Below are 24748 nucleotides of genomic sequence, written 5' to 3'. Positions count from 1 at the left end.
GGACGGTCCGCCGTTGCTGGGTCCGCCGTTGGACGGTCCGCCGTGGCTCGGGCCGCCGTGGCTCGGACCGCCGTGGTTCGGGCGACCCGGGCCCGGCCACTGCGGACGGTCGCTCCAGTTGCCCGGCCACTGGCCCGGACGCCAGCGGCTGTCCCAGCGGTCGCTCCAGTCGTCCTGCGACACGATCAACGCGTAGGCGCCGCGGCGGATGCCCCGGCGAACCCGCTCGCAGTCGTGGTCGTCCCAGGCGTCGAAGCGCTCGCCGGTGCGGCCGGCCCGGTCACAGGACCGGTAGGTCCGGTAGTAGCCGACGACCTCGTCGTCGTCCCACCGCGCCTGCGCCGGGTTCGCCGAGGTGCCGCTGCCCGACTGCCCCGCGGCGGGCGCCGCCAGCGCCGGCCCCGCGAACAGTCCGGCGCCGGCCAGCATGCCCAAGCCCGCCAGCGTCAGCATGCGTGCTGCCTTCTTCATAACCATTCCCTTCAGTCGCCTCCCCCGGAAACACTCCCTAACCATGTCAGAACGGACTTAATACCCCTAAAGCCGCGTCTCATACTTTCGGCCGGAACTAGATCACGAACGATGACGGCGGGCTCGATGCGGACGACCCGGCCCGGAGCAGGCCGGACTGCTCAGGTCGTACCAAAAAGGGTCTTAGAAGGTCGTGGCGGGCACGTAACGACGAGGACGTTTCGTCACGCGCTGTATAGACAGCCAACAGGTAACAATCCGTAATGGACTCTCGGATGCTCAACCGTGACCATCGTGAGTGGTCGATTCGGGGGGATTACCACCTGTCCTTAGTGGGCCGCACCCCGTTCCGTTACCTGATCGAGAAAAGAACGTCATCGACCGCCCCTAATCTCCGCCCCACTCACTTCCATCGGAGGACCTATCTCGATGCGTCCATATACACGCAGCGTGAACCCCGGTGCTCGGGCGAACCAGACGGCACGGAGCCCCCACGCTCTTCGTGCCCTCGGTGCCGCGGCACTGGCCACCGCGCTGGGTCTGGGCTTCTCCGGGCCGGCTTTCGCCGCCGAAGCACAGATCCCCTTCATCAGCGAGATCCACTACGACAACGTCGGCGCTGACAGCGGCGAGGCGATCGAGATCCAGGCCCCGGCCGGGACCGACCTGTCCGGCTGGCAGATCGTTCTCTACAACGGCGGCGGAAACCCCGTCGGTGCCAGCTACAGCACCACCACGCTCAGCGGTCTGGTCCCGGCGTCCGGTGTGGTCGTGACGACCTACCCGACCGACGGCCTGCAGAACGGCTCGCCCGACGCGATCGCACTGGTCAAGCCGGACGGCACGCTCGCCGAGTTCCTCAGCTACGAGGGCGTCGTCACGGCGTCCAACGGCCCGGCGCTCGGACAGACCTCGACCGACATCGGTGTCGCCGAGTCGACCGCCACCCCGGTCGGGTACTCGCTCCAGAAGATCGACGGCGCCTGGAAGACTGAGGCGGCCAGCTCGTTCGGCACGCTGAACGGCGGCGGCGGCACCACCCCGGACCCGGAGCCGACGGTCGGCTGCGACACCGCGGTCACCAACACCATCGCCGAGGTGCAGGGCACCGGCGCGGCGTCCCCGCTGGCCGGTACGAAGGTCACCGTCGAGGGCGTCGTCACCGCGGTGCACACCACCGGCGGCTTCAACGGTTTCTACATCCAGACCGCGGGCAGCGGCGGTGACCGCAAGGTCGCCGAGGGCACCGCGTCGGACGCCGTCCTCGTCTACGGCACCGTCGCGAACCTGCCCACCGTCAACATCGGTGACCAGGTCCGGGTGACCGGCTCGGTGACCGAGTTCAGCGGCCTCACCGAGATCACCCTCGCGGCCAAGGCCGACACGCAGATCTGCGCCACCGGCGTGACCGTGCCGACCGCGGTGTCGCTGAGCCTGCCGGCCAGTGACGCGGTCCGCGAGTCCGCCGAGGGCATGCTCGTCGCCCCGGCCGGCAAGTACACGGTGTCGGACACGTACTACCTGAACACCTACGGCGAGGCCGTGCTGGCCGCCGGCGACGCGGTGGCGAAGGTCCCGACCGACGTGGCCAAGCCCGGCAGCGACGCGGCCAAGGCCCTGAAGGCCGCCAACCGCGACGCCCGGATCCTGCTGGACGACGGCAAGACCGCCAACCTGTCGACCGCGAAGATCGCGCCGCCGTACATCTCCAAGGACGAGCCGATCCGGACCGGCGACAAGGTCGCCTCCTTCGGCCCGGTCGTGCTGGACTACGCGTACGGCGACTGGCTGCTCGAGCCGACCACCCCGGTCTCCGCGGAGACCCCGGCGGCGAACCGGACCACCTTCACCGCCGCCAACCCGCGCACCACCGCACCGGTGGCCGTGGGCGGCGACCTCAAGGTGGCCAGCTTCAACGTGCTGAACTACTTCGTCCACTTCGGTGGCGAGGCGCGCGGCGCGACCGACGCGGCGGCGGCTGCCAAGCAGCAGGCGAAGATCGTCTCGGCGATCAGCGCGATGAACGCCGACGTCGTCGCGCTCATGGAGATCGAGAACTCGGTCAAGTTCGAGGCGAACGACCCGCAGCTGGCGCTGAAGACCCTGGTCGGCGCGCTGAACGACGTCGACGGCGCGGGCACCTGGGACTATGTCCGGTCGCCCGCCGAGCTGCCGAGCGCGGCCGAGCAGGACGTGATCACCACCGCGATCATCTACAAGCCGGCCAAGGCCACGCCGAAGGGCGCGTCCCGCTCGCTCAGCGACGAGACCGTGTGGTCGAACGCGCGTGAGCCGATCGCGCAGACGTTCCACGCCGGCTCGATCGACTTCACCGTGGTCGCGAACCACCTGAAGTCGAAGAGTGCCTCGGTCGCTCCGGCCGGTGACAACGTGGACTCCGGTGACGGGCAGGGCCCGTACAACGGTGACCGCAAGCGTCAGGCCGCGTCGCTGGTCAACTTCGTCAAGGGTGTCGAGAAGGACAGCGGCACCGACAACGTGATCCTGCTGGGTGACTTCAACTCGTACACCCAGGAAGACCCGATGCAGGTCCTCTACGAGGCCGGCTACACCGACGTGCACACCACGAAGGCGCCGGGCAAGTCCTCGTACGTCTTCGGCGGCGAGTCCGGTTCCCTGGACCACGCGCTGACCACGGCGGCGCTGACCGACCGGGTCACCGGCGTGGACATCTGGAACATCAACTCGGTCGAGTCGTACGCGTTCCAGTACGACGGTTACGCGCCGTTCTACGGTGCCGACCCGTACCGGGCCAGTGACCACGACCCGGTCGTCGTCGGCATCGACACCGACCCGATCGACCTGCAGCTGCTCAACATCAACGACTTCCACGGCCGGCTCGAGCAGCCGAGCACGAACGTCGGCGGCGCCGCGTACGTGGCCGGTCTGGTCGACAAGCTGCGGGCGCAGAACCCGTACACGATCTTCAGCTCGGCCGGTGACAACATCGGCGCGTCGACCTTCATCTCGTCGATCGACGCGGACAACCCGACGCTGGACGCCCTGAACGCGGCCGGCCTGTCGGTCTCCGCGGTCGGCAACCACGAGTTCGACAAGGGCCTCGCCGACCTGACCGGACGGGTCGAGGACCGGGCGAACTTCCCGTACCTCGGCGCGAACGTCTACAAGGACGGCGCGCGGGTCCTGGACGCCTACACGGTGAAGACCGTGGCCGGCATCCGGGTCGGCTACGTCGGTGTCGTCACCTCGCAGACCGGCTCGCTGGTCAGCCCGGACGGCATCAAGGGCGTCGAGTTCCACGACCCGATCGCCGAGGCGAACACGGTGGCCGCCCAGCTCTCCGACGGCGACGAGTCGAACGGCGAGGCGGACGTGCTCGTCCTGCTCGCCCACGAGGGTGCGGCGACCGAGAACATCACCTCCGCCGCGACGCTGCAGGCCGACCCGGTCTTCGGTGACTTCACCAAGGTGAGCGCCGAGTACGAGGCGATCCTCAGCGGACACACCCACCAGCCGTACGCCTTCGAGGTCCCGGTCCCCGGCACCACGAAGACCCGTCCGGTGATCCAGGCCGAGGACTACGGCGTCCGCGTCGGCCAGGCCACCCTGACCATCGACCCGGCGACCAAGCAGGTCACCGCGTCGACGGCCAAGCTGATCGACGTGCTGGCCAACGCCGGCACGCCGGACACCACCGCCGACGACATCACGCCGAACGCGGCGGTCGCCAAGATCGTGGCTGCCGCCAAGGCCAACTCGACGGTGCTCGGCGCGAAGCAGCTCGGCACCATCACCACGGACATCAAGCGGGCCTACAACGGCACCGCCGAGGACCGTGGCGCCGAGTCGGTGATGGGCAACTTCATCGCCGACGTGCAGCTCGACCAGACCAGTGAGGCTCGTCGCGGCGGCGCTCAGATCGCCTTCATGAACCCGGGCGGCCTGCGCAGCGACCTGCTGGTCGGCGAGGACGGCGTGATCACCTACTCCGAGGCGTACGCGGTCCAGCCGTTCGCCAACGACATGGTCACCCAGACCCTCACCGGTGCACAGATCAAGCAGGTGCTCGAGGAGCAGTGGCAGCCGTCCACCGCTTCCCGGCCGATCCTGCACCTGGGTGTGTCCAAGGGCTTCACCTATCAGTACGACGCCACGCAGCCGGCCGGTTCGCGGATCATCGCGTCCACGGTGAAGCTGAACGGCGTGGTCCTCGACCCGGCCGGTCAGTACCGGGTCTCGTCGAACTCGTTCCTCGCCTCGGGTGGCGACAACTTCTTCACCCTCGGCAAGGGCACCGCCAAGGTCACGACCGGCGACAACGACCTGACCATGCTGGTCAACTACTTCGCCAAGTACACGCCGATCACCGCGGACACCACGTTCCGCAGCAGCGTGTACGTCCCGGCGCCGTCGGACACCACCGCGCCGACCGGCACCTACCAGGCGAACGCCACGACCATCTGGCCCGGCCAGACGGTCACCCTGACGCAGACCTCGCTGACCGACGACAGTGCTGTCGCCGAGGTCACGCAGGTCGTCAACTGGGGCGACGGCAGCACGCCGGAGACCCTGACCGGCAAGTCGGCCGCTCACAAGTACGCCAAGGCCGGCACGTTCTCGATCACCGTGACCCTCACTGACAAGGCCGGCAACACGGCCACCGTCAGCGGTGGCACCGTGACGGCGGCCGCGCAGGCCGGCAAGTACTCGCTGAGCGCCGGTTCGATCTGGGCCACCCAGTCGGTCACCCTCCGCGTCAGCGGCGTGAACGGCACCTCGGTCAAGATCACCTGGGGCGACGGCACCACCGGCTCGGCGTCCGCCAACACCCCGGTCACGCACACCTACACCAAGGCCGGCACGTACTCGGTCAAGGTGACCCCGGTGAACGCGGCCGGCGCGGGCAGCACCGTGACGGCGGGCACGCTCAAGGTCGTCAAGGACGTCTTCGTACCGAAGGTGACCCTGACCGTCCCGCACAGCTCGAACAAGGCGACGTCCTGGAAGACGGTCACCGGCAAGGTGAGCGACACCGGTCTGGGCGTCAGCAGCGTGCGGGTCAAGCTGGTCGAGCAGCGCTCCGGCAAGTGGTACTACTACAGCCACGGCAAGTGGACGAAGGCGTCCTCGAAGTCCGCGGCGCTGAGCAAGGGCGAGCTGCTGACCGCGAAGGTCAGCGGCGGATCCTGGAGCCTCAAGGTCTCCGGGGTCGCCAAGGGCACCCTGCGGATCAGCTACCTCGCGACGGACAAGGCGGGCAACAAGTCGGCCGCCAAGGTCTACACCGTCAAGATCACCAAGTAACTCGGTAGTCCCGGGAGCCCTCGCCGCGGTTGCGGCGGGGGCTCCTGCCGTTTTGGCTGTTTTCGATCAGCTGAAAGCGGTGCGGCAGTGCTTCAGGAAGGCGGACAGGGCCGGGCTCGCGCGCTCCTGCCAGATCAGCGCGAGCAGGGCCGGAATGCCGACGTCGTCGATCGGGACCGCGACCAGGTCCGGGTGCGCGGCGGCCATCGACTCGCTCAGCACGGCGACCCCGAGACCGCGACGGGCCAGACCGGCGACGGTGTCCGGGGACGTGGCCACCAGGGCGACCTCCGGTCGCACACCGACCGCTGCGAGGACGGCGCGGTCGAGCACGTCACGGATGCCGGTCCCCACCGGCAGACAGACGATTTTGTACGACGTGAGCCCGGCGACCGGGACGCTGCCGCGCTGCGCCAGCTCGCTGCCCGGCGGGGTCAGCGCGACCAGGCGCTCGCTCACGATGATCTGCGCCGCGAGGTGGTCGGGCGGTTCACCCGCGAGTCCGGCGAGCGCGACGTCGAGGCTGCCGGTGCGTACCCCGGCGACCAGGTGATCCGAGTTCGCCTCGGCCAGCTCCAGCTCGATGCCGGGGTGATCGCGGTGGAACGCGGCGAGCGCGTCGAACAGCGGCGTCACCTCGCATCCGGTCACCATGCCGATCGTCAGCCGGCCCCGGATCAGCCCCTTCACGTCGTCGATCGCGTCGCGCAGGTCGAGGGTCGAGTCGAGCGCCGCACGGGCGTGGCGCAGCGCCACCGAACCCGCGTCGGTGAGGCGCGCGGTGCGGCCGCTGCGGTCGAAGAGCTCCGCGCCGAGCTCGTGCTCCAGGGCCTTGATCTGGGCGCTCACCCCGGACTGGGTGATGTGCACCCGCTCCGCGGCCCGGGTGAAGCTCCCGGTCTCGGCCACCGCCACGAAGTACTGAAGCTGCCGCAAATCCACAAGTGGGAATTGTAGTAGTCATAAGAACTATGCGTTGGACTTGTTGACCCGGGCGCGGAAGGCTGGAGCCATGAGCGAACGCGAGAAGGCACTCCAGCCGGAAGACCTCACCCGCCTCTTCGTCGAGCGCGCCAACGCGAAAGACGCCGAGGGCCTGGCGTGGCTGTATGAGGAGGATGCCGTGATGGCCTATCCACCAGGCAGCCAGACCGTCGGCCGCGCGGCGATCCAGAAGTTCTGGGCCGAGGTGCTGCCGAGGATGCCGCGGTTCGAGCCGGAGTCGCCGCTGCCCACGCTGATCAGCGGCGACCTGGCCCTCACCTCGACCCCGCCGAAAGACGGCGCCGGGGCACGGGCGCAGGTGGTGCGCCGGCAGCCCGACGGTTCCTGGCTGCGTGTGCTCGACCAGCCGGAGTTCACCCGGCCGGCGAGCTGACCAGGCGCGGGGTCCCTTGCCGCGGGACCCCGCACCCGCTTGTCAGAACGCCAGGCGCTGTCCCACGCGGAGGTGGTTCGGGCTGCTCAGGCGGCCCGCGTTGGCGCGGTAGAGCGCCTTCCACCCGCCCCGCACGTGATAGCGCGCGGCGAGGCTGGAGAGCGTGTCGCCGTGCTTCACCACGTAGGTGCGGCCCGCCTTCAGCGGCTTGGTGTAGGCCGCGAGGCGGTAGGGGCTCACCGAGGTGGTCCGTACCGTGGCGGTCTTCCGGGACTGGGTGAGGCCGCGGCGGCCACACGTCGGCCACGCGCCGATGCCCTGGTTGCGCAGCACCCGCTCGGCGACCGTGATCTGCTCGGTCTTGGAGGCGAGATTTGCCGTGGAGCCGTAGGAGCCGCCGCCGTGCGAGCGCCACGTGCCGCGGCTGAACTGCAGACCGCCGTAATAGCCGTTCCCGGTGTTGATTCTCCAGTTCCCGCCGGATTCGCACTTGGCGACGGCGTCCCAGTTGACGTTCGGCGCGGCGCTGGCCGGTGCGGCTTCCACGGCCAGCAGGCCGATGGCGCCGGCCAGGCCGGCCACCGTGATGCCGAGCGCGCGTTTCAGCCGGGTGCGTGTGAGCCCGGGCTGCGTGGACGTGACCTGCGCGGCCCGAAAATGGGCGCGCGGTGCCGGGGCTCGCCGGGAGAGGACACGACGAACCCGCTTGTTCAGGTGAAGCATGAAGTTTTCCCTCCACGCCTGCGAGGTGAGCTGTCGGGTTCGGGCCGAGGAGCCCGGCCGCTAGGTGCGGCTTCACCCCGAGGCGCGCTCCGAGGAGCGCGCCGGAGAACTTGTGGGTCCCCCGCTCCATGCCTGTGTGTTGTTGACCGTGACCAGCAGGCAGGACTCGGCGTTCCGGCCACGGTGTCCGCTAGTGCGGACTGCCGACGGTAGCCACCGCATCACGGAACTGACCACGTCCGATAGCGGGGCTGGTGACTTTGTTCTCACAAATTAGCCGCTTTGATCTGCCTTTGGTCCGACAACCACCCGTTTTCTTGAGTGGAGGGGAGACTTTCCACCACCGTGGTCGGCCGTACGGGGGAAACCCGTTGTCAGTCTGCATAGCCCGGTCGGGAGTGGGTAAACAGCGGCTTTTTTCGGGTCACCGCTGCTTGTTCGGTTCTTTTGTGGCGTCCGGATGTCCCGCCGCTGCGGTCCGGGGTGCACAATCTCGGACCATGAGCGATCGTTCACGTGACTTCGAGGTGATCGTCTACGGTGCCACCGGCTTCGTCGGGGCCCTCGTGGCAAAGCATCTCGCCGGATTCGCACCGGCCGGCACCCGTATCGCACTGGCCGGCCGCTCACCGGAGAAACTGGAGGCGCTCCGCTCTCGGCTGAACGTCGACTGGCCGGTTCTGATCGCGGACGCCACCGATCCCGACGCGGTGGCCACCCTGGCCGGACGCGCGCACGTCATCATCACCACCGTCGGTCCGTACGCGAAGTACGGCCGTCCCCTCGCTCACGCCTGCGCCGCGTCCGGCACCGACTATGTCGATCTGACCGGTGAGGTGCTGTTCGCCCGGGACAGCATCGACGAGAACCACGAGCTCGCCCGCACTACCGGTGCGCGGATCGTGCACTCCTGCGGCTTCGACTCCATTCCGTCCGACATCGGGGTGCACGTCCTGCATCAACTGATCGAGCAGGACGGCGCGGGGGAGCTCACCGACACCACGCTCGTGGTGACCAGCCTGAGCGGCGGGGTGAGCGGCGGCACCATCGACTCGATGCGTAACCAGGTCGACGTGATGAAGAAGGACCCCTCGCTGCGCCGGGTGGCCGGCAGTCCGTATTCGCTCAGCCCGGACCGGGCCGCCGAGCCGAAGGTGGGCCGGCAGAGCGACATGGACACGTTCCCGGCCTCCGACGTGGACCCGCGACTGCGCGGACGGCTCGCGCCGTTCGTGATGGCGTCCTACAACACCCGGGTGGTGCGGCGGAGCAACGCGCTGCGGGGCTGGGCGTACGGTCGCGGTTTCAAGTATCGCGAAGCGATGAGTGTCGGCGCGTCGCCGCTCTCGCCGGTGATCGCGGCCGGCACCAAGATCGTGCTCGGCGCGCTGTTCGTCGGGCTCGCGGTGCCGCCGGCCCGCTTCCTGCTGGACCGGCTGCTGCCGGCGCCGGGCACCGGGCCGAGCGAGAAGACCCAGCAGAACGGCCACTTCACCATGGACATCTTCACCACCACGACGAGCGGCGCGCGCTACACCGCGCGGTTCCGGGCCAAGGGCGACCCGGGGTACGCCGCGACCGCCGTGATGCTCGGCGAGTCCGCCCTGGCCCTGGCCCTCGACCGAGATGCCCTGCCCCCGTCCGAGGGCGGCGTTCTCACCCCGGCCACCGCCATCGGAGACGCCCTGGTCACCCGGCTGCGCACCGCCGGGGTGGAGATCACGGCCCGCAAGCTCTGACCCCGGCCACCCGCTCCTCCCGCCGCTCGTCGCTCCGGTCGCGCGCGGCGGGGTGGGGTCAGGTGGGGCGACGGGCGATCAGCTGGAAGACGTGCCAGTGTTTGGGGCCGCTGCTGGCGGCGCCGAGCTCGTCCTCCTCGTGCCAGTGTTCGATGGTCAGGCCGTCGGCCAGGGATTTTGCCTCGGTCTCGGTCAGGAACGTCATTCCCGGCGCACCGGCCCAGCTGTCGCGCACGCCGAACAGGTCCACGGCGATCCAGCCGCCGGGGCGCAGCGCCGAGCGGATCAGGGTCCACAGGCGATCGAAGTGCGACCGGTCCTGCCACGGGAGCGCGTAGGCGGCGTGGATCAGGTCGGTATCGGGGAGTTCGGTGATCTGCTCGAAGCTGAGCCGGCGGGCGGTCAGCGCCAGGTGCGGCTGATCGACAGCGGACAGCATGGTCGGGTCGCCGTCGAAGGCGGTCACCCGCCAGCCGGACTCGAGCAGCGCACGAGTTTCCCGGCCCGCTCCGCAGCCCAGGTCGACAGCGGTCCGGCCAGCACCGGGGCCGGCCAGTTCCATCGCCCGGCGGCAGGTCGCACGGACGTCACGCTCGGACTGCCGGGCGTTGTAGAGCGCCCAGTGTTCGTTGGAGTTGACCGGGTAGGCCGAGGACGTACCGGAAAGGGAAGACATGCACCGGATCCTGCCGTGCCGGACGCAAGCGGCGAAGCCGCCCGGAAGGCCCGCGGTAAAGCGATCGGCTATCCGACGGATGGACGGTCAAGAATCGTCAAAGACGACTTGTCGATCGCCACTAGCCGCAAACGGGTCCTTTTAGGCAGGATTCGAGGAGTGACCACCAGCCCGCTGCCGCACCCGCTCCGGTTGGCGGGCTATGGGGTCGTGCTGCGCGAATGGATGCCCGACGATCTGGAAGATCTGGTCACGCTGCTCGACGAGCCGGACATCGCCCGCTGGACGCCGATGCCGTCGCCGTTCGACGTCGAGGCCGGGCTGGCCTACCTGAAACGGGCCCAGCAGGGGCGGCTGACCGGGCGCCGGATCCAGCTCGCGATCACCGTGGACGGGCTCGCGCCGCTGGGCGAGGTGCTGCTCTTCGGGGTCAACCCGGTGCCGCGCGAGGCCGAGCTGGGTTATCTGGTGGGTGCGGCATACCGGCGGCGCGGGCTCGCGGTGGGCGCGTTGTCGCTGCTCACCGAGTACGCCTGCGGCACGCTGCACCTGCGTCGGCTGCTGCTGCGGATCGATCCGGGCAACTCGGCGAGCACGGCGGTGGCCCGTCGCTGCGGGTACCGTCTGACCGGCGAACCGCCGATACCGCAGGAGGGCCCGTACGGCCCGACCAGCCTGGACACCTGGGAATACGTCGAGGGACTGCCGGGCGCCCGCCGGGAACGCCTGAGAAATGTCGCATCCCGGCGGTACGGTCGTCGCACCTGATCGGGAGGTGCAGCGATGATCAACGTGGATCGTGCGCAGGTGATGGCATTCCGGCTGGCCGCGCTGGGGCTCACCGAGCGGGTCAGCGCCCGCCCCGCCGACCTGCCGGTGCTCGACCTGGGCGTGCAGGAATACACCCCGGGCTCCACCCACGTCGCGCTGGCCGCCCGCACCAGCGCCGAGCTCGACGACGATCGCCTGCTCACGGTGTGGGCCACCCGGGGCGCGCCCCACCTGCACCGGCGCGCCGACATCGCGTCGCTGACCGCCCAGCTGTGGCCGATCAGCGACGCCGACGCGACCGCGAGGATCAAGAGCGCACAGATTCCGTACGGTATGAGCCAGGGGATCGCGGCGATCCGGGCCACCGCGGCCGCCTTCCGCGAGGTGGTGCACAGGCCGATGCCGCGTGGCGAGGTGAGCACCGCGGTGAGCAGCCGGGTGCCCGCCGAGCTGACCTTCGACTGCAAGCCCTGCCAGGCCCGGCACGTCTCGGGCAGCGTCTGGCAGCTGGCCGGCCTGCCCGGTGGGGTCCAGGTGCTCTCCCGTGGCCGCGACGCCATGCTCGGTCCTCTCGACGCGCCGTTCCCGGAGCGCAATCACGGGTTCGGGGAGCTGGTCACGACGTATTTGCGCTTTTTGGGCCCGGCCACCCCGGCCGAGGTGGCGAAATATCTGCAGAGCACCACCGCCGAGGTCCGCGCGCACTGGCCCGCCGACCTGGTCGAGCTGCACGTCGACGGCCGCCGCTCCTGGCTGCCGGCCGACAGCGTGCCCGCCCTGGAGTCACCGCCCACCCCGGCCTCGGTCCGCCTGCTGCCGGCGATGGACCCGCTGCTGCAGGCCCGCGACCGAGACCTGCTGATCCCGGAGCGAGACCGGCACAAGGAGGTGTGGCGCGCACTCGGCAACCCGGGCGTCCTGCTGCTCGACGGCGAGATCGCCGGGGTGTGGCGCCCCCGCATGGCCGGCAAGAAACGAGTCGACCTCACGGTGACCCCGTTCGCCCCTCTGACCCCGAAGCAGCAGCACCGAGTCGAAGCGGAAGCGGGCGAGGTGGCCCGAGCCCGCAACGTCCCCACCGCCACCACCACCGTCACCTGACCCCGCTGCCACCCAAGCCGTCCCGCAGCCACCGCGGTGCCCGCGCGGTCACGTCGTGATCGTGCGGCCGTTACCGTGGCCGAGTGAGCACGATCGGGTTTCTGCATACCGCTGAAGTGCACGTGGCGACGTTCCGCGGTCTGGTCGCGGAGCTGGCGCCGGGCTGGCAGGACCGGCACGTCGTCGATCCGCAGCTGCTGGCCGACGCACGCGCCGGGCTGCCGGTCGAGGATCGGCTGCGGGAACGGCTGGCCGAGCTGGCCGACACCGACGTGATCGTCTGCACCTGCTCCACCATCGGCCCGGAAGCGGAACGCGCCGGCGCTCTGCGCGGCGACCGCCCGATGGCCCGAGCCGCGATCGCAGCGGCGAAGGGCGGCCGGATCGCGGTCGCCTACGCGGTCGAGTCCACCGTGGAACCCACAACGGCCGTGCTCCGGGACGAGGACGCCACCGCCGACCTGGTGCTGGTGCCCTGCCTGGACGCATGGCAGTTCTTCGAGGCCGGCGACCTGCCCGCCTACCACGCGGCCATAGCCGCCCAGCTCCGCGCCGTCGACGCCGAAGTGATCGTGCTGGCCCAGCCGAGCATGGCCCCGGCCGCCGCCCTGCTCCCCGGCCGCCCGGTCCTGACCAGCCCCCGAGCCGCCGTCCTAGCCGCCACCACCTGACCCACCAACGCGCGATTGCGGTGCGGAGCGCGCCCAAAGTCCCCACGCAGTGTGCGGCAACCGCGAGTGTGGGGGTTTTCGGTGTGGAGCGCGCCCAAACTCCCCACGCAGTGTGTGGCAACCGCGAGTGTGGGGAGTTGGGCCTGGAACTTCACACGCTTGCTGGGGACGTGATCGAGCCCGCGCCGTGCCGGGCGCGGGCTCGATCGGGGCAGGCTCAGCCGGCGACGACCACGAGGTCAGACGACCACGGGATGCGCGGGGTCAGCGGGAGCGGAACTTCTGGAAGCGGTACCCGGCCGCCGCCGCTGTCACCGCGCCCCACACCGCGACGATGATCGAGGCGATCCACCAGCCCACCGCGCCCAGGACGATCGCGGCGACAGCGATCACGGCGGCGGCGATGAAGAGGGCTATCGGGGGCCGGGGAGCCGGAACACTGAAGTTCCCGCCGCCCATCCGGGCACAGAAGTCGGGGTCGTCCCGCCGGAGCTGGCGCTCCAGCTGTGACAGGCGTCGGGTGTCCTCTTTGCTGAGCATGTGCTGCCGCCTTCCGGTCTGCCGCGCCGGTGAAGCAAGGATCGAGAGTCGGCTATCCCGATCAAAGCCCATTGTTACCTCTGAGTTGCTTCCGTGATACGTCTGCGTGTGCCGAATTTTCCGGCCGAACTACCCGAGACCCCGGAAGGCGCGCCCAAGAGGTGAGATGACCGGAAAGGGTTTCATCAGCCGGTACAACGGTTTTGCCGTGTTTTGGCGGCGGCACCGACACGGAGAGTGTCAGATGGCGATACAAGCGGCGGGCAACGCAACGCGGCGCCCGTAGTGGACGGACGCCGCGAAAAGGGTGAACCGGACGAAGGGCTCAGGACCGGGAGCCGCGGAACACCCACACCCGCATCATCAGGAACCGCACCGCGGTCGCCACCAGGTTCGCCAGCACCAGCACCGACAGCTCGACGAGACGGGACGGCTGGGTGGACGCCGCGTCCAGCAGTGCCAGCGAGCCACTGGTCAGCGCCAGTCCGATTCCGAACACCACGAGCCCCTGCGCCTGATGCCGCAGCGCGCCGTCGTTACCACGCACCCCGAAGGTCAGCCGCCGGTTGGCCGCGGTGTTCGCCACCGCGGTGACCAGCAGCGCGACCAGGTTCGCCGCCTGCGGCCCGACACCGACCCGGAGCAGCGCGTAGAGCACCAGGTAGGCGAGTGTGCTGGCGACGCCGACCGCGGCGAACCGGATCAGCTGACCGGTCAGGCCGGTCGGCACCCCGTCCACCGGCAGCGGATTGCGGCCGAGCTGTTCGCGGAGCGCCGCCAGGGGGATCTTGCCGGTGCTCAGCCCGCGGGTGATCCGGACGATGCCCTTGAGGTCGGCGATCGCGGTCGCCACGATGTCGACGCGGCTGTCCGGATCGTCCACCCAGTCGACCGGCACCTCGTGGATGCGCAGGCCGACCCGCTCGGCGAGCACCAGCATCTCGGTGTCGAAGAACCATCCGGTGTCCTCGACCATCGGCAGCAGTCGACGGGCCACATCGGACCGGATCGCCTTGAAGCCACACTGCGCGTCGGAGAATCGCGCGGCCATCGTCGTACGCAAAATGAGGTTGTAGCTCCGGGAGATGAACTCGCGCTTCGCTCCCCGGACCACCCGCGAACCTCGCGCCAGCCGTGATCCGATCGCCAGATCGGAGTGCCCGGAGATCAACGGCGCGACCAGCGGCAACAGGGCGCCGAGGTCGGTCGAGAGATCGACGTCCATGTAGGCGAGCACGGCCGCGTCCGATTGTGTCCAGACGTGGTTCAGGGCGCGGCCCCGACCCTTTTCGGTCAGGTGCACCGCCTCGACCTCGGGGTAGGTGGCCTTCAGGCGCTGCGCCACGGCCGCGGTGCCGTCGATGCTCGCGTTGTCCGCGATGGTGATCCGGAATTGGTACGGGAAGTAGGCCGCGAGGTAGGCGTGCAGGCGCTGCACGCAGGGCTCGAGGTCGATCTCCTCGTTGTAGACCGGGACGACGACGTCGAGCACCGGAGCGGTGACGCGGGTCGGTCCGGCGTCCTGCGATGGCAGCGTCGAGAGGCTCATGAGGACAATCTCCGCCGCGCATCTTTGCCCGCTGTATAAGAACGCTGTGCGCCGACTGTGAGTTCTTGGGCGTTGTTTCCGATTTATCACCAGGATCAACACCCCGAAAACCACTTTTTTGTACGACGTGAAAGCCGAGCGGGCGGCCGCCCCGAGAAGGGGAGACCGCCCGCGCCGTCGATCAGTGCTGTCAGGCCGTGGTGCCGGACACTCCCGTGGTCAGGTCGTAGACCGTGGTGCCGCCAACCGTCGTGGCGGTGAAGTTCTCGGTCACCCAGGAGGAGATCTGACTGCTGTCGCTGCTGCCCGAGCTGCCGCCCCCGCCGAAGCCACTGCCGCCGATGAAGTAGTGGATCTTGCCAGCGGCGACGTAGTCCTTGAACTGGGCCAGAGTGGGGGAGGGGTCGGTGCCGTTGAAGCCGCCGATCGCCATCACCGGCTGCTCGGTGGCCAGCTGATAACCGGAGGCGTTCTGCGAGCCGATCGCCGCGGCCACCCAGGTGTACTTGCCGGCGTCCTGCTCCAGCAGGGCCTTCATCTCGGCGCTGACGGTCGCGGCGTTGAGCAGGCCGCCCATCCCGCCGCCACCCATGCCCCGGCCCCCGCCGTCGGTGCGGTTGCCGCCACCTTGAGTGCCGCCGCCTTGAGTGCCGCCACCGGGCGCGCCACCTTGAGTCCCGCCTTGGGTGCCGCCTTGAGCGCCGCCTTGCGTTCCGCCGCCGGGGAAGCCGCCACCGTTCTGACCGCCGCCGGGGAAGGTGCCGCCGCCCGGGAACCCGCCGCCGCGGTTGCCGCGACCGGCGCCGCCGCCACCCGGCCCGCCGCGACCGCCGAAGCCGCCACCGGACACCGCCGGACCGGCCGACGGGATCGAGCCGGTGTGCGCCTCGGCCGCGGTCTGCACCGCGTACGCCGCCGGCCCGGCCAACGCCGTGATCAGCGCAACCGTCCCGCCGATCAGCGCGATCCGCCGGGACAGCCGGAACGACGCGACCACCGCGACCGCCGCCACGATCCCGACGATCAGCACCGGCAGCCGCAGCCAGGGCAGGAAGTCCGAGCTACGCCCGAGCAGCGTGTACGACCACCAGGCGGTGACCGCGACCGCCGCACCGAGCGTCAGCGCCGCGACGATGTTGGCCCGGTGCTTCCAGAGCAGCACCACGCCCATCCCGACCACCGCGCCGACCGCCGGCGCCAGCGCCACGGTGTAGTACGCGTGGAAGATCCCCTGCATGAAGCTGAAGATCAACCCGGTGATCAGCAGCCACGAGCCCCACAGCACCAGCCCGGCCCGTTGCAGATCGGTACGGGCCCGCCGCGCCGTGATCACCAAGCCGGCGGCCAGCACGATCAGCGCGGCCGGCAGCAGCCAGGAGATCTGCCCGCCCTGCGAGCTGTCGAACATCCGGGTCAGGCCGGTCGACCCCCACATGCTGCCGCCGTTGCCACCACCGCCCCCGCCGCCACCACCGACGCTGCCGGTCTCCTCGCCGTTGAGCCGGCCCAGGCCGTTGTAGCCGAGGGCCAGCTCGAGCAGGCTGTTGTTCTGCGACCCACCGATGTACGGCCGGGCCGACGCCGGCACCAGCTCGACGATGGCGATGTACCAGCCGGCCGACACGACCACCGCGCCCAGCGAGAGCAGCAACTGCCAGATGCGTTTGCCCAGCTTGGGCGGGCCGGCGATGAGGTACGCGAGACCGTACGCCGGGACCACGAGCAGGGCCTGCAGCATCTTGGTGAGGAAGCCGAAGCCGACGAACACGCCGGCCAGCACGATCCACTTGGTCGAGCCGCTCTCCACGGCGCGCAATGTCGCGTACGCCCCGGCCACCATCAGCAGCACGAGCAGCGCGTCCGGGTTGTTGAACCGGAACATCAGCACGGCCACCGGGGTGAGCGCGGAGACCGCACCGGCGATCAGGCCGGCCGCCGGTCCGAAGCCGCGCCGGACGGTCGCGTAGAGCAGGCCGGTGCTGGCCACGCCGAGCAGCGCTTGCGGCACGAGGATGCTCCAGGCGCTGAGGCCGAACATCCGTACCGAAATTGCCATGATCCACAGCGAGGCCGGGGTCTTGTCGACGGTGATCGAGTTCGCGGCGTCGGAGGAGCCGTAGAAGAACGCCTTCCAGCTCGCCGAGCCGGCTTGCACCGCCGCCGAGTAGAACGCGTTGGCCCAGCCGGACGCGCCGAGACCCCAGATGTAGAGGACCGCGGTTCCGATGAGCAGGGCGAACAGGGACGGTCGGACCCACGGGGCGTCGGTACGGCCGAGCAGGTACCGCGCAGCGCCGGTGCGGTCGTGCGGCGGGGGAGGCGGCGTCTCGGCGGGTGTCTCGGCCGGGCTCGCCTCGCCGTCGATCACGGCCGGCCGCTCGCGCTCGCGCTCGGCGAGAACGACTGCGGTGGCCGGCGCGGCAGGGGCGGCAGAAGCGGCTGCCGGAGAAACAGCGGCAGGCGTTGCGGCCGGCGTGGAGGGTTCAGCTGGCGCGGCAGCTTCAGGGGATGGTTCGGCGGGACCGGTGTCGGCGTCGACGAGCGATTCTTCGCCCGTCGACGCCGCCGACTTCGAGGTCATCGAGGTACTCCCAGAGCTGGCGGATTCGTACCTGATGAACTATTTACACCGCCGCTGTCGCGTCCTTGTGCCGCCGCTGTGTGGTCCCTGTGAGTACCGCGTCCTGCGGGTTACAGCGTGCGGCGCTTGGCGGACGCCGCGGCCAGCCGCTCCAGCACCGACACCGTGTTGTCCCAGCCCATGCACGCATCGGTGACCGACTGGCCGTAGGTCATCTCGGCGCCCAGCTCCTGCCGGCCCGGCACCAGGAAACTCTCCAGCATCACGCCGCTGATGGCGTGCTGCCCGGCCTCCATCTGCGCGGCGATGTCCTCGGCGACAAGCGGCTGCCGGTTGTGGTCCTTGCTGCTGTTGCCGTGCGAGCAGTCGATCACCAGGCGCTCCGGCAGGCCGCCCTTGCGCAGCAGCGCGATCGAGGCCTCGACGTCGGCGGCGCTGTAGTTCGGCTTGCCGCCCCCGCCGCGCAGCACCAGGTGACAGTCCGGGTTGCCGGTGGTGTGCAGGATCGCCGGGGTGCCGGAGTAGTCGATCCCCGGGAAGACGTGCTGCGCCGCGGCGGCCTGGATCGCGTCGACGGCGGTGGAGACGCTGCCGTCCGGGCGGTTCTTCATGCCGATCGGCATCGACAGGCCGGACGAGAGCTGGCGGTGCACCTGCGACTCGACGGTCCGGGCGCCGATCGCGCCCCAGGCCACGGTGTCCGCGATGTACTGCGGGGTGATCGGGTCGAGGAACTCGACGGCCACCGGCAGACCCCGGTCGACCACCTCGAGCAGCAGCTTGCGGGCGATCCGCAGGCCCTCGCCGACGTCACCGGTGCCGTCCAGGGCCGGGTCCATGATCAGACCCTTCCAGCCGACCGTGGAGCGAGGCTTCTCGAAGTACACCCGCATCACGATCAGCAGGTCCTCGCTGAGCCGTTCGGCCTCGACCTTCAGCAGGTCGGCGTATTCACCGGCGGCGGCGGGGTCGTGCACCGAGCACGGCCCGACCACGACCAGCAGGCGTTTATCTCGTCCGTTCAGCACGTCCTCGACCTGCCTGCGGCCGGCCAGCACGGTGTCGTGCAACGCGGAGGTGAGCGGCAGCTCGTGGTGCAGCAGCGCCGGGCTCATCAGCGGGACGACCTTCTCGATGCGCTGGTCGCGGACGCGCTGCACCTCAGGGGCGGTCATGATGGCTCTCCTTCTCAACCGGCCCTGCGCGAGAGCCGGTTTGCTCGAGGCAAACAAAAAGGCAGCGACGTCGTCGCTGCCTTGCCGGCTCTGGCGGGGTGTCTCAGGTCATGCGGTCATGGCCGAGGCACCGGCGCGAGCCGGCCCCCGAAAATAAAAGTGCTGCAACCAATAGAACGCCCAAGTCTGAGACACGCCGCCAGCATAGCCGGATCAGCCCACCCGCGGCAGATATGGCGTGTGATGTTCAGCTGATGGGACGACCTGAGGCACGGTGGCCGGCAGCATCACCGTGAAGATCGTCTGTCCGGGCCGGCTCTGCACGCCGACCTTGCCGCCGTGCGAGGTGACCACCGCGTGCACGATCGACAACCCCAGGCCGGTGCTGCCGGCCGCCCGGGATCGTGAGCTGTCGCCACGGGCGAAGCGCTCGAAGATGTGCGGTACTAGCTCGGCCTGGATGCCCTGACCGTTGTCGATCACCTGGAGCACTGCCGCGTTCGGCATCGTGCCGACCTTGACGGTGACCGTGGTGCCTTCCGGGGTGTGCGTGCGCGCGTTGGCCAGCAGGTTCGCCAGCACCTGGTGCAGCCGGGCGCCGTCGCCGATCACGGTGACCGGTTCGTCCGGCAGGTCGAGCTGCCAGTAGTGGCGCGGGGCGGTAGCGTGCGCGTCGCTGGTGGCGTCCACGGCCAGCATGGTCAGGTCGACCGGGTCCTGCGCCAGCGGGCGACCGGCGTCCAGGCGGGCCAGCAGCAGCAGGTCCTCGACCAGGGTGGTCATCCGCTTCGCCTCGGACTCGACCCGGCCCAGCACGTGGGCCAGCTCGTCCGGGATCGGCTGCCGGCTGCGCCGGGTCAGCTCGGCATAACCACGGATAGCCGCCAGAGGCGTCCGCAACTCGTGGCTCGCGTCCGCGACGAACTGCCGGACCTGCATCTCGCTGGCGTGCCGCGCCTCGAGCGCGTTGCCGACATGGTCGAGCATCCGGTTCAGCGCGGCGCCGACCTGGCCGACCTCGGTGCGCGGGTCGGTGTCCTGCGCGGGCACTCGCTGCGCGAGTTGCACCTCGCCGCGGTCCAGGCGCAGCTCAGCCACCCGGCTCGCGGTGGCCGCGACCCGATCGAGAGGCTTGAGGGTACGACGGACGATGAGCGCACCGGCCCACCCCGCGATCAGCAGCGAACCGAGGATGACGCACCCGGTGAAGCCGGCCACCTTGATCAGGGTGTCATTGGCGTCGGAGAGCGGCAGCGCGACGACGGTGTAGCCGCTGTTCTGACTGCTGCCCGGCTGGCCCGAGCGCGTTCTGAAGATGGTGACCCGGTAGTTGCCGATTTCACCGACCGAGACGGTCTTCTTGTTGCCGACCGCCCCGACGGAGAGCAGCGCAGCCTTTTCCACATCCGTCACGGGCTCGAAGTAGCCGGAGTATCGGCTGTTCGTGTTGGTCGTCGAGGTATCCCGGAACAGCAGCCGGCCGCCGTCCTGCTGGACCATCGACGAGTCGTAGTAGAGGAAGATCCAGTTGGCTTCGGCGCCAGGCGGCACGTTCACGCTGTCCTGGCTCGAGTCGCTCGAATCGGGGTTCTTCTGCCCACCCGGTCCGCCGCCGCCGAAGCCTCGGCTCAGCTTCTGGACCTCGTCCATGCGAGCGTCGATCTGGCTGTAGAGCGACTGTTTCAGATAGAGCTCGGCGGTACCGCCGACGACCAGGCCCAAGACCGCCAGCAGGGCGATCATGGTGGCGACCAGCCGGGTGCGCAGCGGCCAGCCCGCCGGGCTGCGCCAGCGGGCGGGACGGGTGTGGGCCTTGTCGGCAGCGCTCATCGTCAGTCAGCCGGCTTGAGGACGTAACCGGCGCCGCGCATCGTGTGGATCATCGGCGCGCGCCCGGCGTCGATCTTCTTGCGTAGGTAAGAGATGTACAGCTCCACGACGTTGGCTTGCCCGCCGAAGTCGTAGTTCCACACCCGGTCCAGGATCTGCGGCTTGCTCAGCACCCGGCGCGGGTTGCGCATGAGATAACGCAGCAGCTCGAACTCGGTCGCGGTCAGCGTGATCAGGTCACCGGCCCGGCGCACCTCGTGCGAGTCCTCGTCCAGCGAGAGGTCCCCGACGACGAGCTGCGACTCGGTACGCATCGGCGCGTGCCCCATCCGGCGCATCAGCCCGCGCAGCCGGGCCACCACCTCCTCCAGGCTGAACGGCTTGGTGACGTAGTCGTCCCCACCGGCGGTCAGCCCGGTGATCCGGTCCTCGACCGAGTCCTTGGCGGTCAGGAACAACACCGGCACCTCGGGGGACTCCCCGCGTAGCCGGCGCAGCACCTCCAGCCCGTCGATGTCCGGCAGCATCATGTCCAGGATGACGGCGTCCGGGCGGAAGTCCCGGGCCGTACGCACCGCGGAGAGCCCGTCGCCGGCGCTCCGGACGTCCCAGCCCTCGTATCGCAGGGCCATCGAGAGGAGCTCGGCCAGCGTCGGCTCGTCGTCCACCACGAGGACCCGCACCGGGGTCCCGTCGGGCCGCCGGAGTTCGGTGCTGGAGTCTGCGTTCGCCATCGTCATGCCCCTACTGTGGTGGGCGACGCTCTGCGCCGGCTTTCCGTTTCCTGTGTACCAGCTGTGACCCTGGCGCACAGTGAGGTCACGCTGATCGCACAGCGGGCTGACATCGTGCGCCGTCATGGTCTTCGGCATGACGGTTATGACGATTGAGGCAATCGGCGGCAGCACCCGATCGGCAACCTGGCGCTGGCGGGCGGGTGTGACCGCGGTGGCCGCCGCCCTCGCGGTGACCACGGTGTTCGGCCCCGCGGCGCCGGCCGTGACCCGGCTGGGCGCGAGTGAGGCGATCGGCTTCGCGGTGGACTCGATGACCGGTTCGGTGATGCTGACCGGGGCGGCCGACCAGATCAGGCGGACAAAAGCCGTATAGCGCCACGGTGTGGCCCCGGAACACTCGCCGTTCGCGCGATGTTGTGCAAGCGTTGGTCATTGTCGGCGGCGCAAGCGTGGGGAGCTGCACGTGGATCTTCTCGAGGAGTACCGCAGAGCCAATTTCTTCTTCGAGTCCGGTGACCCGCTCGGGGCGTCCCGGTTGCTCGAACCGATCATCGAGGCGGAGCCGCACAATTCGGCGGTCCGTCAGCTGCTCGCCCGGGCCTATTTCAACTCGGCCCAGCTGAACGCGGCGGAGACCCACCTGCGAGCCCTGGTCGACCACGACCCCTCGGATCACTACGCGCACCACGTGCTGGGCCGCACCCTGGAGCGGGCCGGCCGGTTCCGCGAGGCGTTACCGCACCTGCGCCTGGCTGCCGCGATGAAGCAGCAGCCGGATTACCAGGAGGCGGTCCGCCGGGTCGAGACCTGGCTCGGCAAGTCCGCCGCGGAATAGGGTCGTGCCATGAAATTGAAGCTCGACCTGCACGACATCTTCAACAAGGGCCAGCAGATCGACAAGGCCCTGCGGGGGATCATCGACGAGGCGATCGACAAGAAGGCCGCCATGGTCGAGATCATCCCGGGGAAGGGAACCGGCGCCTTGAAGAAGAAGGTGATCCGTTTCCTCGACCAGAAGGAGATCAAGCAGCTCTACCACCGGATCGAGAAGGACGGCGACAACTGGGGCCGCCTCTTCGTGCACTTCCGGCACGACGCCCCGACCGGCCGTCGCGGCCGGGGCAGATGAGGGTCGGTCAGAAGCTGTAGGTCTTGGCGACGGCGACCATCTCGCTGCTGTGCGAGCCGAGGACGCCGACGCCGGACGGTCGCGCGTGGAAACCGGGCATCTCGGTGACGGTGTCGCTGGCGTCCATCGCCCGCAGCCTCACCGGCCCGGTGCCACCGACCGTGAGCACCACCTCGACGCCCTCGGCCGGCGGGGCGTGGAAGACGAAACCGAAGCCCCAGCCACCCCCGGCCGACGTGGTCACCGGCAGCGGCCGGCCACCCACCGTCGCGGCGCTGACCTGGGTTCCCGCGGCCACGTGCAGGGTGACGAACCGGACCGTCCGCTGCGGGGCCAGGCGGAGCGTGAGCACCCGGCCGTCCGCCGCCGCGGTGTCCGAGACCAGGGTGAGGTTCGGGGCGGGCAGGGTGGCGGCCTGAGCCGGCCCGGTCCGCAGCTCCTCGGCGCCGAACGCCGGCAGGGTCCCGGCCACCGGCTTCGGGTCGCCGGCGACGTACTGCGAGGTCCACTTCTGGGTGTCCGTCTCGGCGCTGAGCCACTCCGCCGTGCCGGTGTCCGCGTCCAGCGCGTACATCAGCTGGGTGAGCGCCGGGTGCTTCGCGTCGAACCGGTCGACCACCAGGCCGGCGGCGGTGCAGGCCAGCACCGCGAGCGAGGCGACCAGGGTGGGCAGCGCGCCGCGGCGCCGGGCCCGTGCCGCGGGCAGCCCCTGCACCGGCTCGGCGGACGGGTGGAGCAGGTCGACGACCGGCAGCAGCGCCAGCATCATCAGTACGGTCAGGAACGCCCCGGCGGCGCCCAGGCCCATGCCCAGCGCCGGGAACAGCATGACCACGGTGGGCAGCAGGATCACCACGGCGACCAGGCCACCGGCGGTGATCACCGCGGTGGCCGCCCAGTCGCGCAGGTAGAGGGCCGCGATCCCGGCCAGCGCGCCGGCCAGCGCGGGCAGGGTGGCCAGGTAGGCACCACCGGGTACGGCCGCGGCCAGCACCACGCCGAGCGCCGCGAGCCAGCCCAGGCCCGCGACGGCGAGCGCGGCCGCACCGAGCTTGCGGCGCAGCAGCGCGAACCAGCACACCACCACGGCCACCGCCAGCGCGATCACCGCGATCCGGTACAGCCCCGGGCGGTACGGGTCGATCGGCAGCGCCGCGTACTCCGGCCGGATCAGGGTGAGCACGGTCCAGTACAGCTGGGCCAGCACTGGCGCGACCGCGATCGGGGCCAGCCCGAGCGCACCGGCCAGCGCCAGGTTTCGGCCGGTCAGCCGGCCCTTCCGGCGGGCCAGCCAGCCCAGCGCCACCACCGCGATCAGAGCCAGCCCGGCCAGCGGCCAGACCAGCGCGCCCGGGTACCGGACCAGCAGGCCGGGCACCGGGAAGTAGGTGGCGTCCCCGCCGCCGCGCAGCGTACTCAGGTCCCGGCCGCCCAGTTCGCGGGTGACGGCCAGCGCGTTCGACCCGTGGTGCTGCAGGCTGTCGCGGTCCATCGCCTCGGGAGTGTCGGTGGGTGCGTGGTAGACCGCCGCGCCGTCGATGTACGCCGAGTTCAGGCCGAGGAAGCCGGCCTCCCGGAACGAGGTGAAGTCGGTGTCGTTGGGCAGCCTGCGGTAGATCTCCACCGCGAACGAGGTGCCGACCGGGTACGGCGCGTGCGCATACGCCCCGACCAGGCTCGCGTTCCCGGTCGAGGTCTCGAACATGATCGCCGGGCCGGAGCTGCCGCGCGCCTCCAGGTTGAGCACCACGCCGCCGTCGCGGGCCAGTGGGTGCTGCCGGACGAACGCCTCGGCGCCGCACAGGCAGGCCTCCTCGGCGTCGGTCAGCACCAGCACCACGTCGTTGCGCAGCTTGCCGCCGCTGGTCAGCGCGCGGGCGGTCTCCAGGATGGTGGAGGTGCCGGCCGCGTCGTCGTTGCCGCCCGGCCCGGTCTGCGCCGAGTCGTAGTGTGCGACCAGGAAGATCCGCCCGGTCGAGGCGCTGCCCGGGATCAGGGTGACCACGTTGCGGACCCGGGCCAGGCCGGTGCCGCCCGCGCTGGCGGAGAGCTGGCCGCCCTGCGTCGAGACGGTGTCCTGCACCTCGGGGCTCAGGCCCAGGCCACGGAGGGTTTCGACGAGGTGCTCGCGCACCCGGTCGTTCGCCGCGCTGCCGGCCGGGTGCGGGGCGGCGGCGATCGTACGTACCTCGGAAAAAGCACGCTGGGCGCTGAACTCGTCGGCGGGCGCCGAGGCCGGGATCGCCGGAGGCGGCAGGATCGAGCGGACCGCGGCGAAGCCCGCCAGGGCGAGTACCGCGAGGACGGCCAGTACGGCGAAGCCGCGCCGAGCCGGCCGGATGAGAGCAGCGTCACGCATGGGTGACATCTAAGCTTGGTGGTCCGGCCGCC

20 protein-coding genes and 1 riboswitch are annotated in these 24748 nt (G+C 70.2%); of the genes, 9 read left to right on the top strand and 11 right to left on the bottom strand.

Annotation, left to right across the window (positions count from 1 at the left end; translation table 11 throughout):
* Positions 1-453 (bottom strand): hypothetical protein (locus Apa02nite_RS24915; protein WP_203827128.1); only part of this gene is annotated, 453 nt, incomplete at its 3' end.
* Between the two features lie 468 nt (positions 454-921).
* Here Apa02nite_RS24915 and Apa02nite_RS24910 point away from each other — a divergent pair.
* Entirely contained in the window at positions 922-5757 is a 4836-nt protein-coding gene (locus Apa02nite_RS24910; protein ID WP_239164548.1) for an ExeM/NucH family extracellular endonuclease, read from the top strand.
* 66 nt (positions 5758-5823) lie between these two features.
* On the opposite strand, the gene Apa02nite_RS24905 is transcribed toward Apa02nite_RS24910, so the two are convergent.
* A complete protein-coding gene (locus Apa02nite_RS24905; protein WP_203827126.1) occupies positions 5824-6699 on the bottom strand; it encodes a LysR family transcriptional regulator in 876 nt (291 codons plus the stop codon).
* A 70-nt stretch (positions 6700-6769) separates the two neighbouring features.
* On the opposite strand from Apa02nite_RS24905, the gene Apa02nite_RS24900 reads away from it, so the two are divergent.
* On the top strand, positions 6770-7135 hold the full coding sequence (locus Apa02nite_RS24900) for a YybH family protein (RefSeq protein WP_203827125.1): 366 nt from the start codon (positions 6770-6772) through the stop codon (positions 7133-7135).
* A 42-nt stretch (positions 7136-7177) separates the two neighbouring features.
* Here Apa02nite_RS24900 and Apa02nite_RS24895 read toward each other — a convergent pair whose 3' ends face one another.
* Positions 7178-7858, bottom strand: a complete 681-nt coding sequence (locus tag Apa02nite_RS24895) for a LysM peptidoglycan-binding domain-containing protein (protein ID WP_203827124.1) — start codon at positions 7856-7858, stop codon at positions 7178-7180.
* A gap of 1 nt (position 7859) precedes the next feature.
* Positions 7860-8039: riboswitch (cyclic di-AMP (ydaO/yuaA leader) on the bottom strand.
* A gap of 319 nt (positions 8040-8358) precedes the next feature.
* On the opposite strand from Apa02nite_RS24895, the gene Apa02nite_RS24890 reads away from it, so the two are divergent.
* Positions 8359-9597 carry a saccharopine dehydrogenase family protein gene (locus Apa02nite_RS24890; protein ID WP_203827123.1) on the top strand — a complete coding sequence of 413 codons (1239 nt, stop codon included), beginning with the start codon at positions 8359-8361 and terminating at the stop codon, positions 9595-9597.
* Positions 9598-9655: 58 nt separating this feature from the next.
* Here Apa02nite_RS24890 and Apa02nite_RS24885 read toward each other — a convergent pair whose 3' ends face one another.
* Positions 9656-10273: a class I SAM-dependent methyltransferase gene (locus Apa02nite_RS24885; protein ID WP_203827122.1), complete on the bottom strand. Its 618-nt coding sequence runs from the start codon at positions 10271-10273 to the stop codon at positions 9656-9658.
* A gap of 159 nt (positions 10274-10432) precedes the next feature.
* On the opposite strand from Apa02nite_RS24885, the gene Apa02nite_RS24880 reads away from it, so the two are divergent.
* From Apa02nite_RS24880 to Apa02nite_RS24870, 3 genes are all read left to right on the top strand, one after another.
* Positions 10433-11041 (top strand): GNAT family N-acetyltransferase, encoded by a 609-nt coding sequence (locus tag Apa02nite_RS24880; protein WP_203827121.1) that lies wholly within the window; start codon positions 10433-10435, stop codon positions 11039-11041.
* Positions 11042-11056: 15 nt separating this feature from the next.
* Entirely contained in the window at positions 11057-12145 is a 1089-nt protein-coding gene (locus Apa02nite_RS24875) for a winged helix DNA-binding domain-containing protein (protein WP_203827120.1), read from the top strand.
* 83 nt (positions 12146-12228) lie between these two features.
* Positions 12229-12816 (top strand): hypothetical protein, encoded by a 588-nt coding sequence (locus tag Apa02nite_RS24870; RefSeq protein ID WP_203827119.1) that lies wholly within the window; start codon positions 12229-12231, stop codon positions 12814-12816.
* A gap of 264 nt (positions 12817-13080) precedes the next feature.
* On the opposite strand, the gene Apa02nite_RS24865 is transcribed toward Apa02nite_RS24870, so the two are convergent.
* The 6 genes from Apa02nite_RS24865 to Apa02nite_RS24840 form a co-directional block, all read right to left on the bottom strand.
* Positions 13081-13356, bottom strand: a complete 276-nt coding sequence (locus Apa02nite_RS24865; protein WP_067694156.1) for a DUF3040 domain-containing protein — start codon at positions 13354-13356, stop codon at positions 13081-13083.
* Between the two features lie 325 nt (positions 13357-13681).
* Positions 13682-14905: a bifunctional glycosyltransferase family 2/GtrA family protein gene (locus tag Apa02nite_RS24860; RefSeq protein ID WP_203827118.1), complete on the bottom strand. Its 1224-nt coding sequence runs from the start codon at positions 14903-14905 to the stop codon at positions 13682-13684.
* Between the two features lie 190 nt (positions 14906-15095).
* The gene (locus Apa02nite_RS24855) at positions 15096-17486 is read right to left on the bottom strand and encodes an ArnT family glycosyltransferase (protein WP_239164547.1); all 2391 of its coding nucleotides are present in this window, start codon (positions 17484-17486) and stop codon (positions 15096-15098) included.
* A gap of 110 nt (positions 17487-17596) precedes the next feature.
* Positions 17597-18661 carry a 3-deoxy-7-phosphoheptulonate synthase gene (locus Apa02nite_RS24850; protein ID WP_083971549.1) on the bottom strand — a complete coding sequence of 355 codons (1065 nt, stop codon included), beginning with the start codon at positions 18659-18661 and terminating at the stop codon, positions 17597-17599.
* Between the two features lie 213 nt (positions 18662-18874).
* Positions 18875-20491, bottom strand: coding sequence for a sensor histidine kinase (locus Apa02nite_RS24845; protein ID WP_203827117.1), 1617 nt, complete (start codon positions 20489-20491; stop codon positions 18875-18877).
* Positions 20492-20493: 2 nt separating this feature from the next.
* Positions 20494-21231, bottom strand: a complete 738-nt coding sequence (locus Apa02nite_RS24840) for a response regulator transcription factor (RefSeq protein ID WP_203827116.1) — start codon at positions 21229-21231, stop codon at positions 20494-20496.
* Between the two features lie 139 nt (positions 21232-21370).
* On the opposite strand from Apa02nite_RS24840, the gene Apa02nite_RS24835 reads away from it, so the two are divergent.
* The 3 genes from Apa02nite_RS24835 (at position 21371) to Apa02nite_RS24825 (ending at position 22357) form a co-directional block, all read left to right on the top strand.
* A complete protein-coding gene (locus Apa02nite_RS24835; RefSeq protein WP_157441514.1) occupies positions 21371-21601 on the top strand; it encodes a hypothetical protein in 231 nt (76 codons plus the stop codon).
* A gap of 90 nt (positions 21602-21691) precedes the next feature.
* Positions 21692-22063, top strand: a complete 372-nt coding sequence (locus Apa02nite_RS24830) for a tetratricopeptide repeat protein (protein ID WP_067694141.1) — start codon at positions 21692-21694, stop codon at positions 22061-22063.
* Between the two features lie 9 nt (positions 22064-22072).
* Complete coding sequence (locus Apa02nite_RS24825) at positions 22073-22357, top strand: Smr/MutS family protein (protein WP_067694138.1); 285 nt, start codon at positions 22073-22075, stop codon at positions 22355-22357.
* A 7-nt stretch (positions 22358-22364) separates the two neighbouring features.
* Here the strand turns inward: Apa02nite_RS24825 and Apa02nite_RS24820 are convergent, their stop codons facing one another.
* Complete coding sequence (locus tag Apa02nite_RS24820) at positions 22365-24716, bottom strand: M28 family peptidase (RefSeq protein WP_203827115.1); 2352 nt, start codon at positions 24714-24716, stop codon at positions 22365-22367.
* Positions 24717-24748 lie beyond the last annotated feature (32 nt).

The organism is Actinoplanes palleronii (genome assembly GCF_016862315.1).
Taxonomy (GTDB): Bacteria; Actinomycetota; Actinomycetes; order Mycobacteriales; family Micromonosporaceae; genus Actinoplanes; species Actinoplanes palleronii.
Note: the sequence above shows the minus strand (reverse complement) of the source record. Positions and strands in the feature narration are given on the sequence as shown.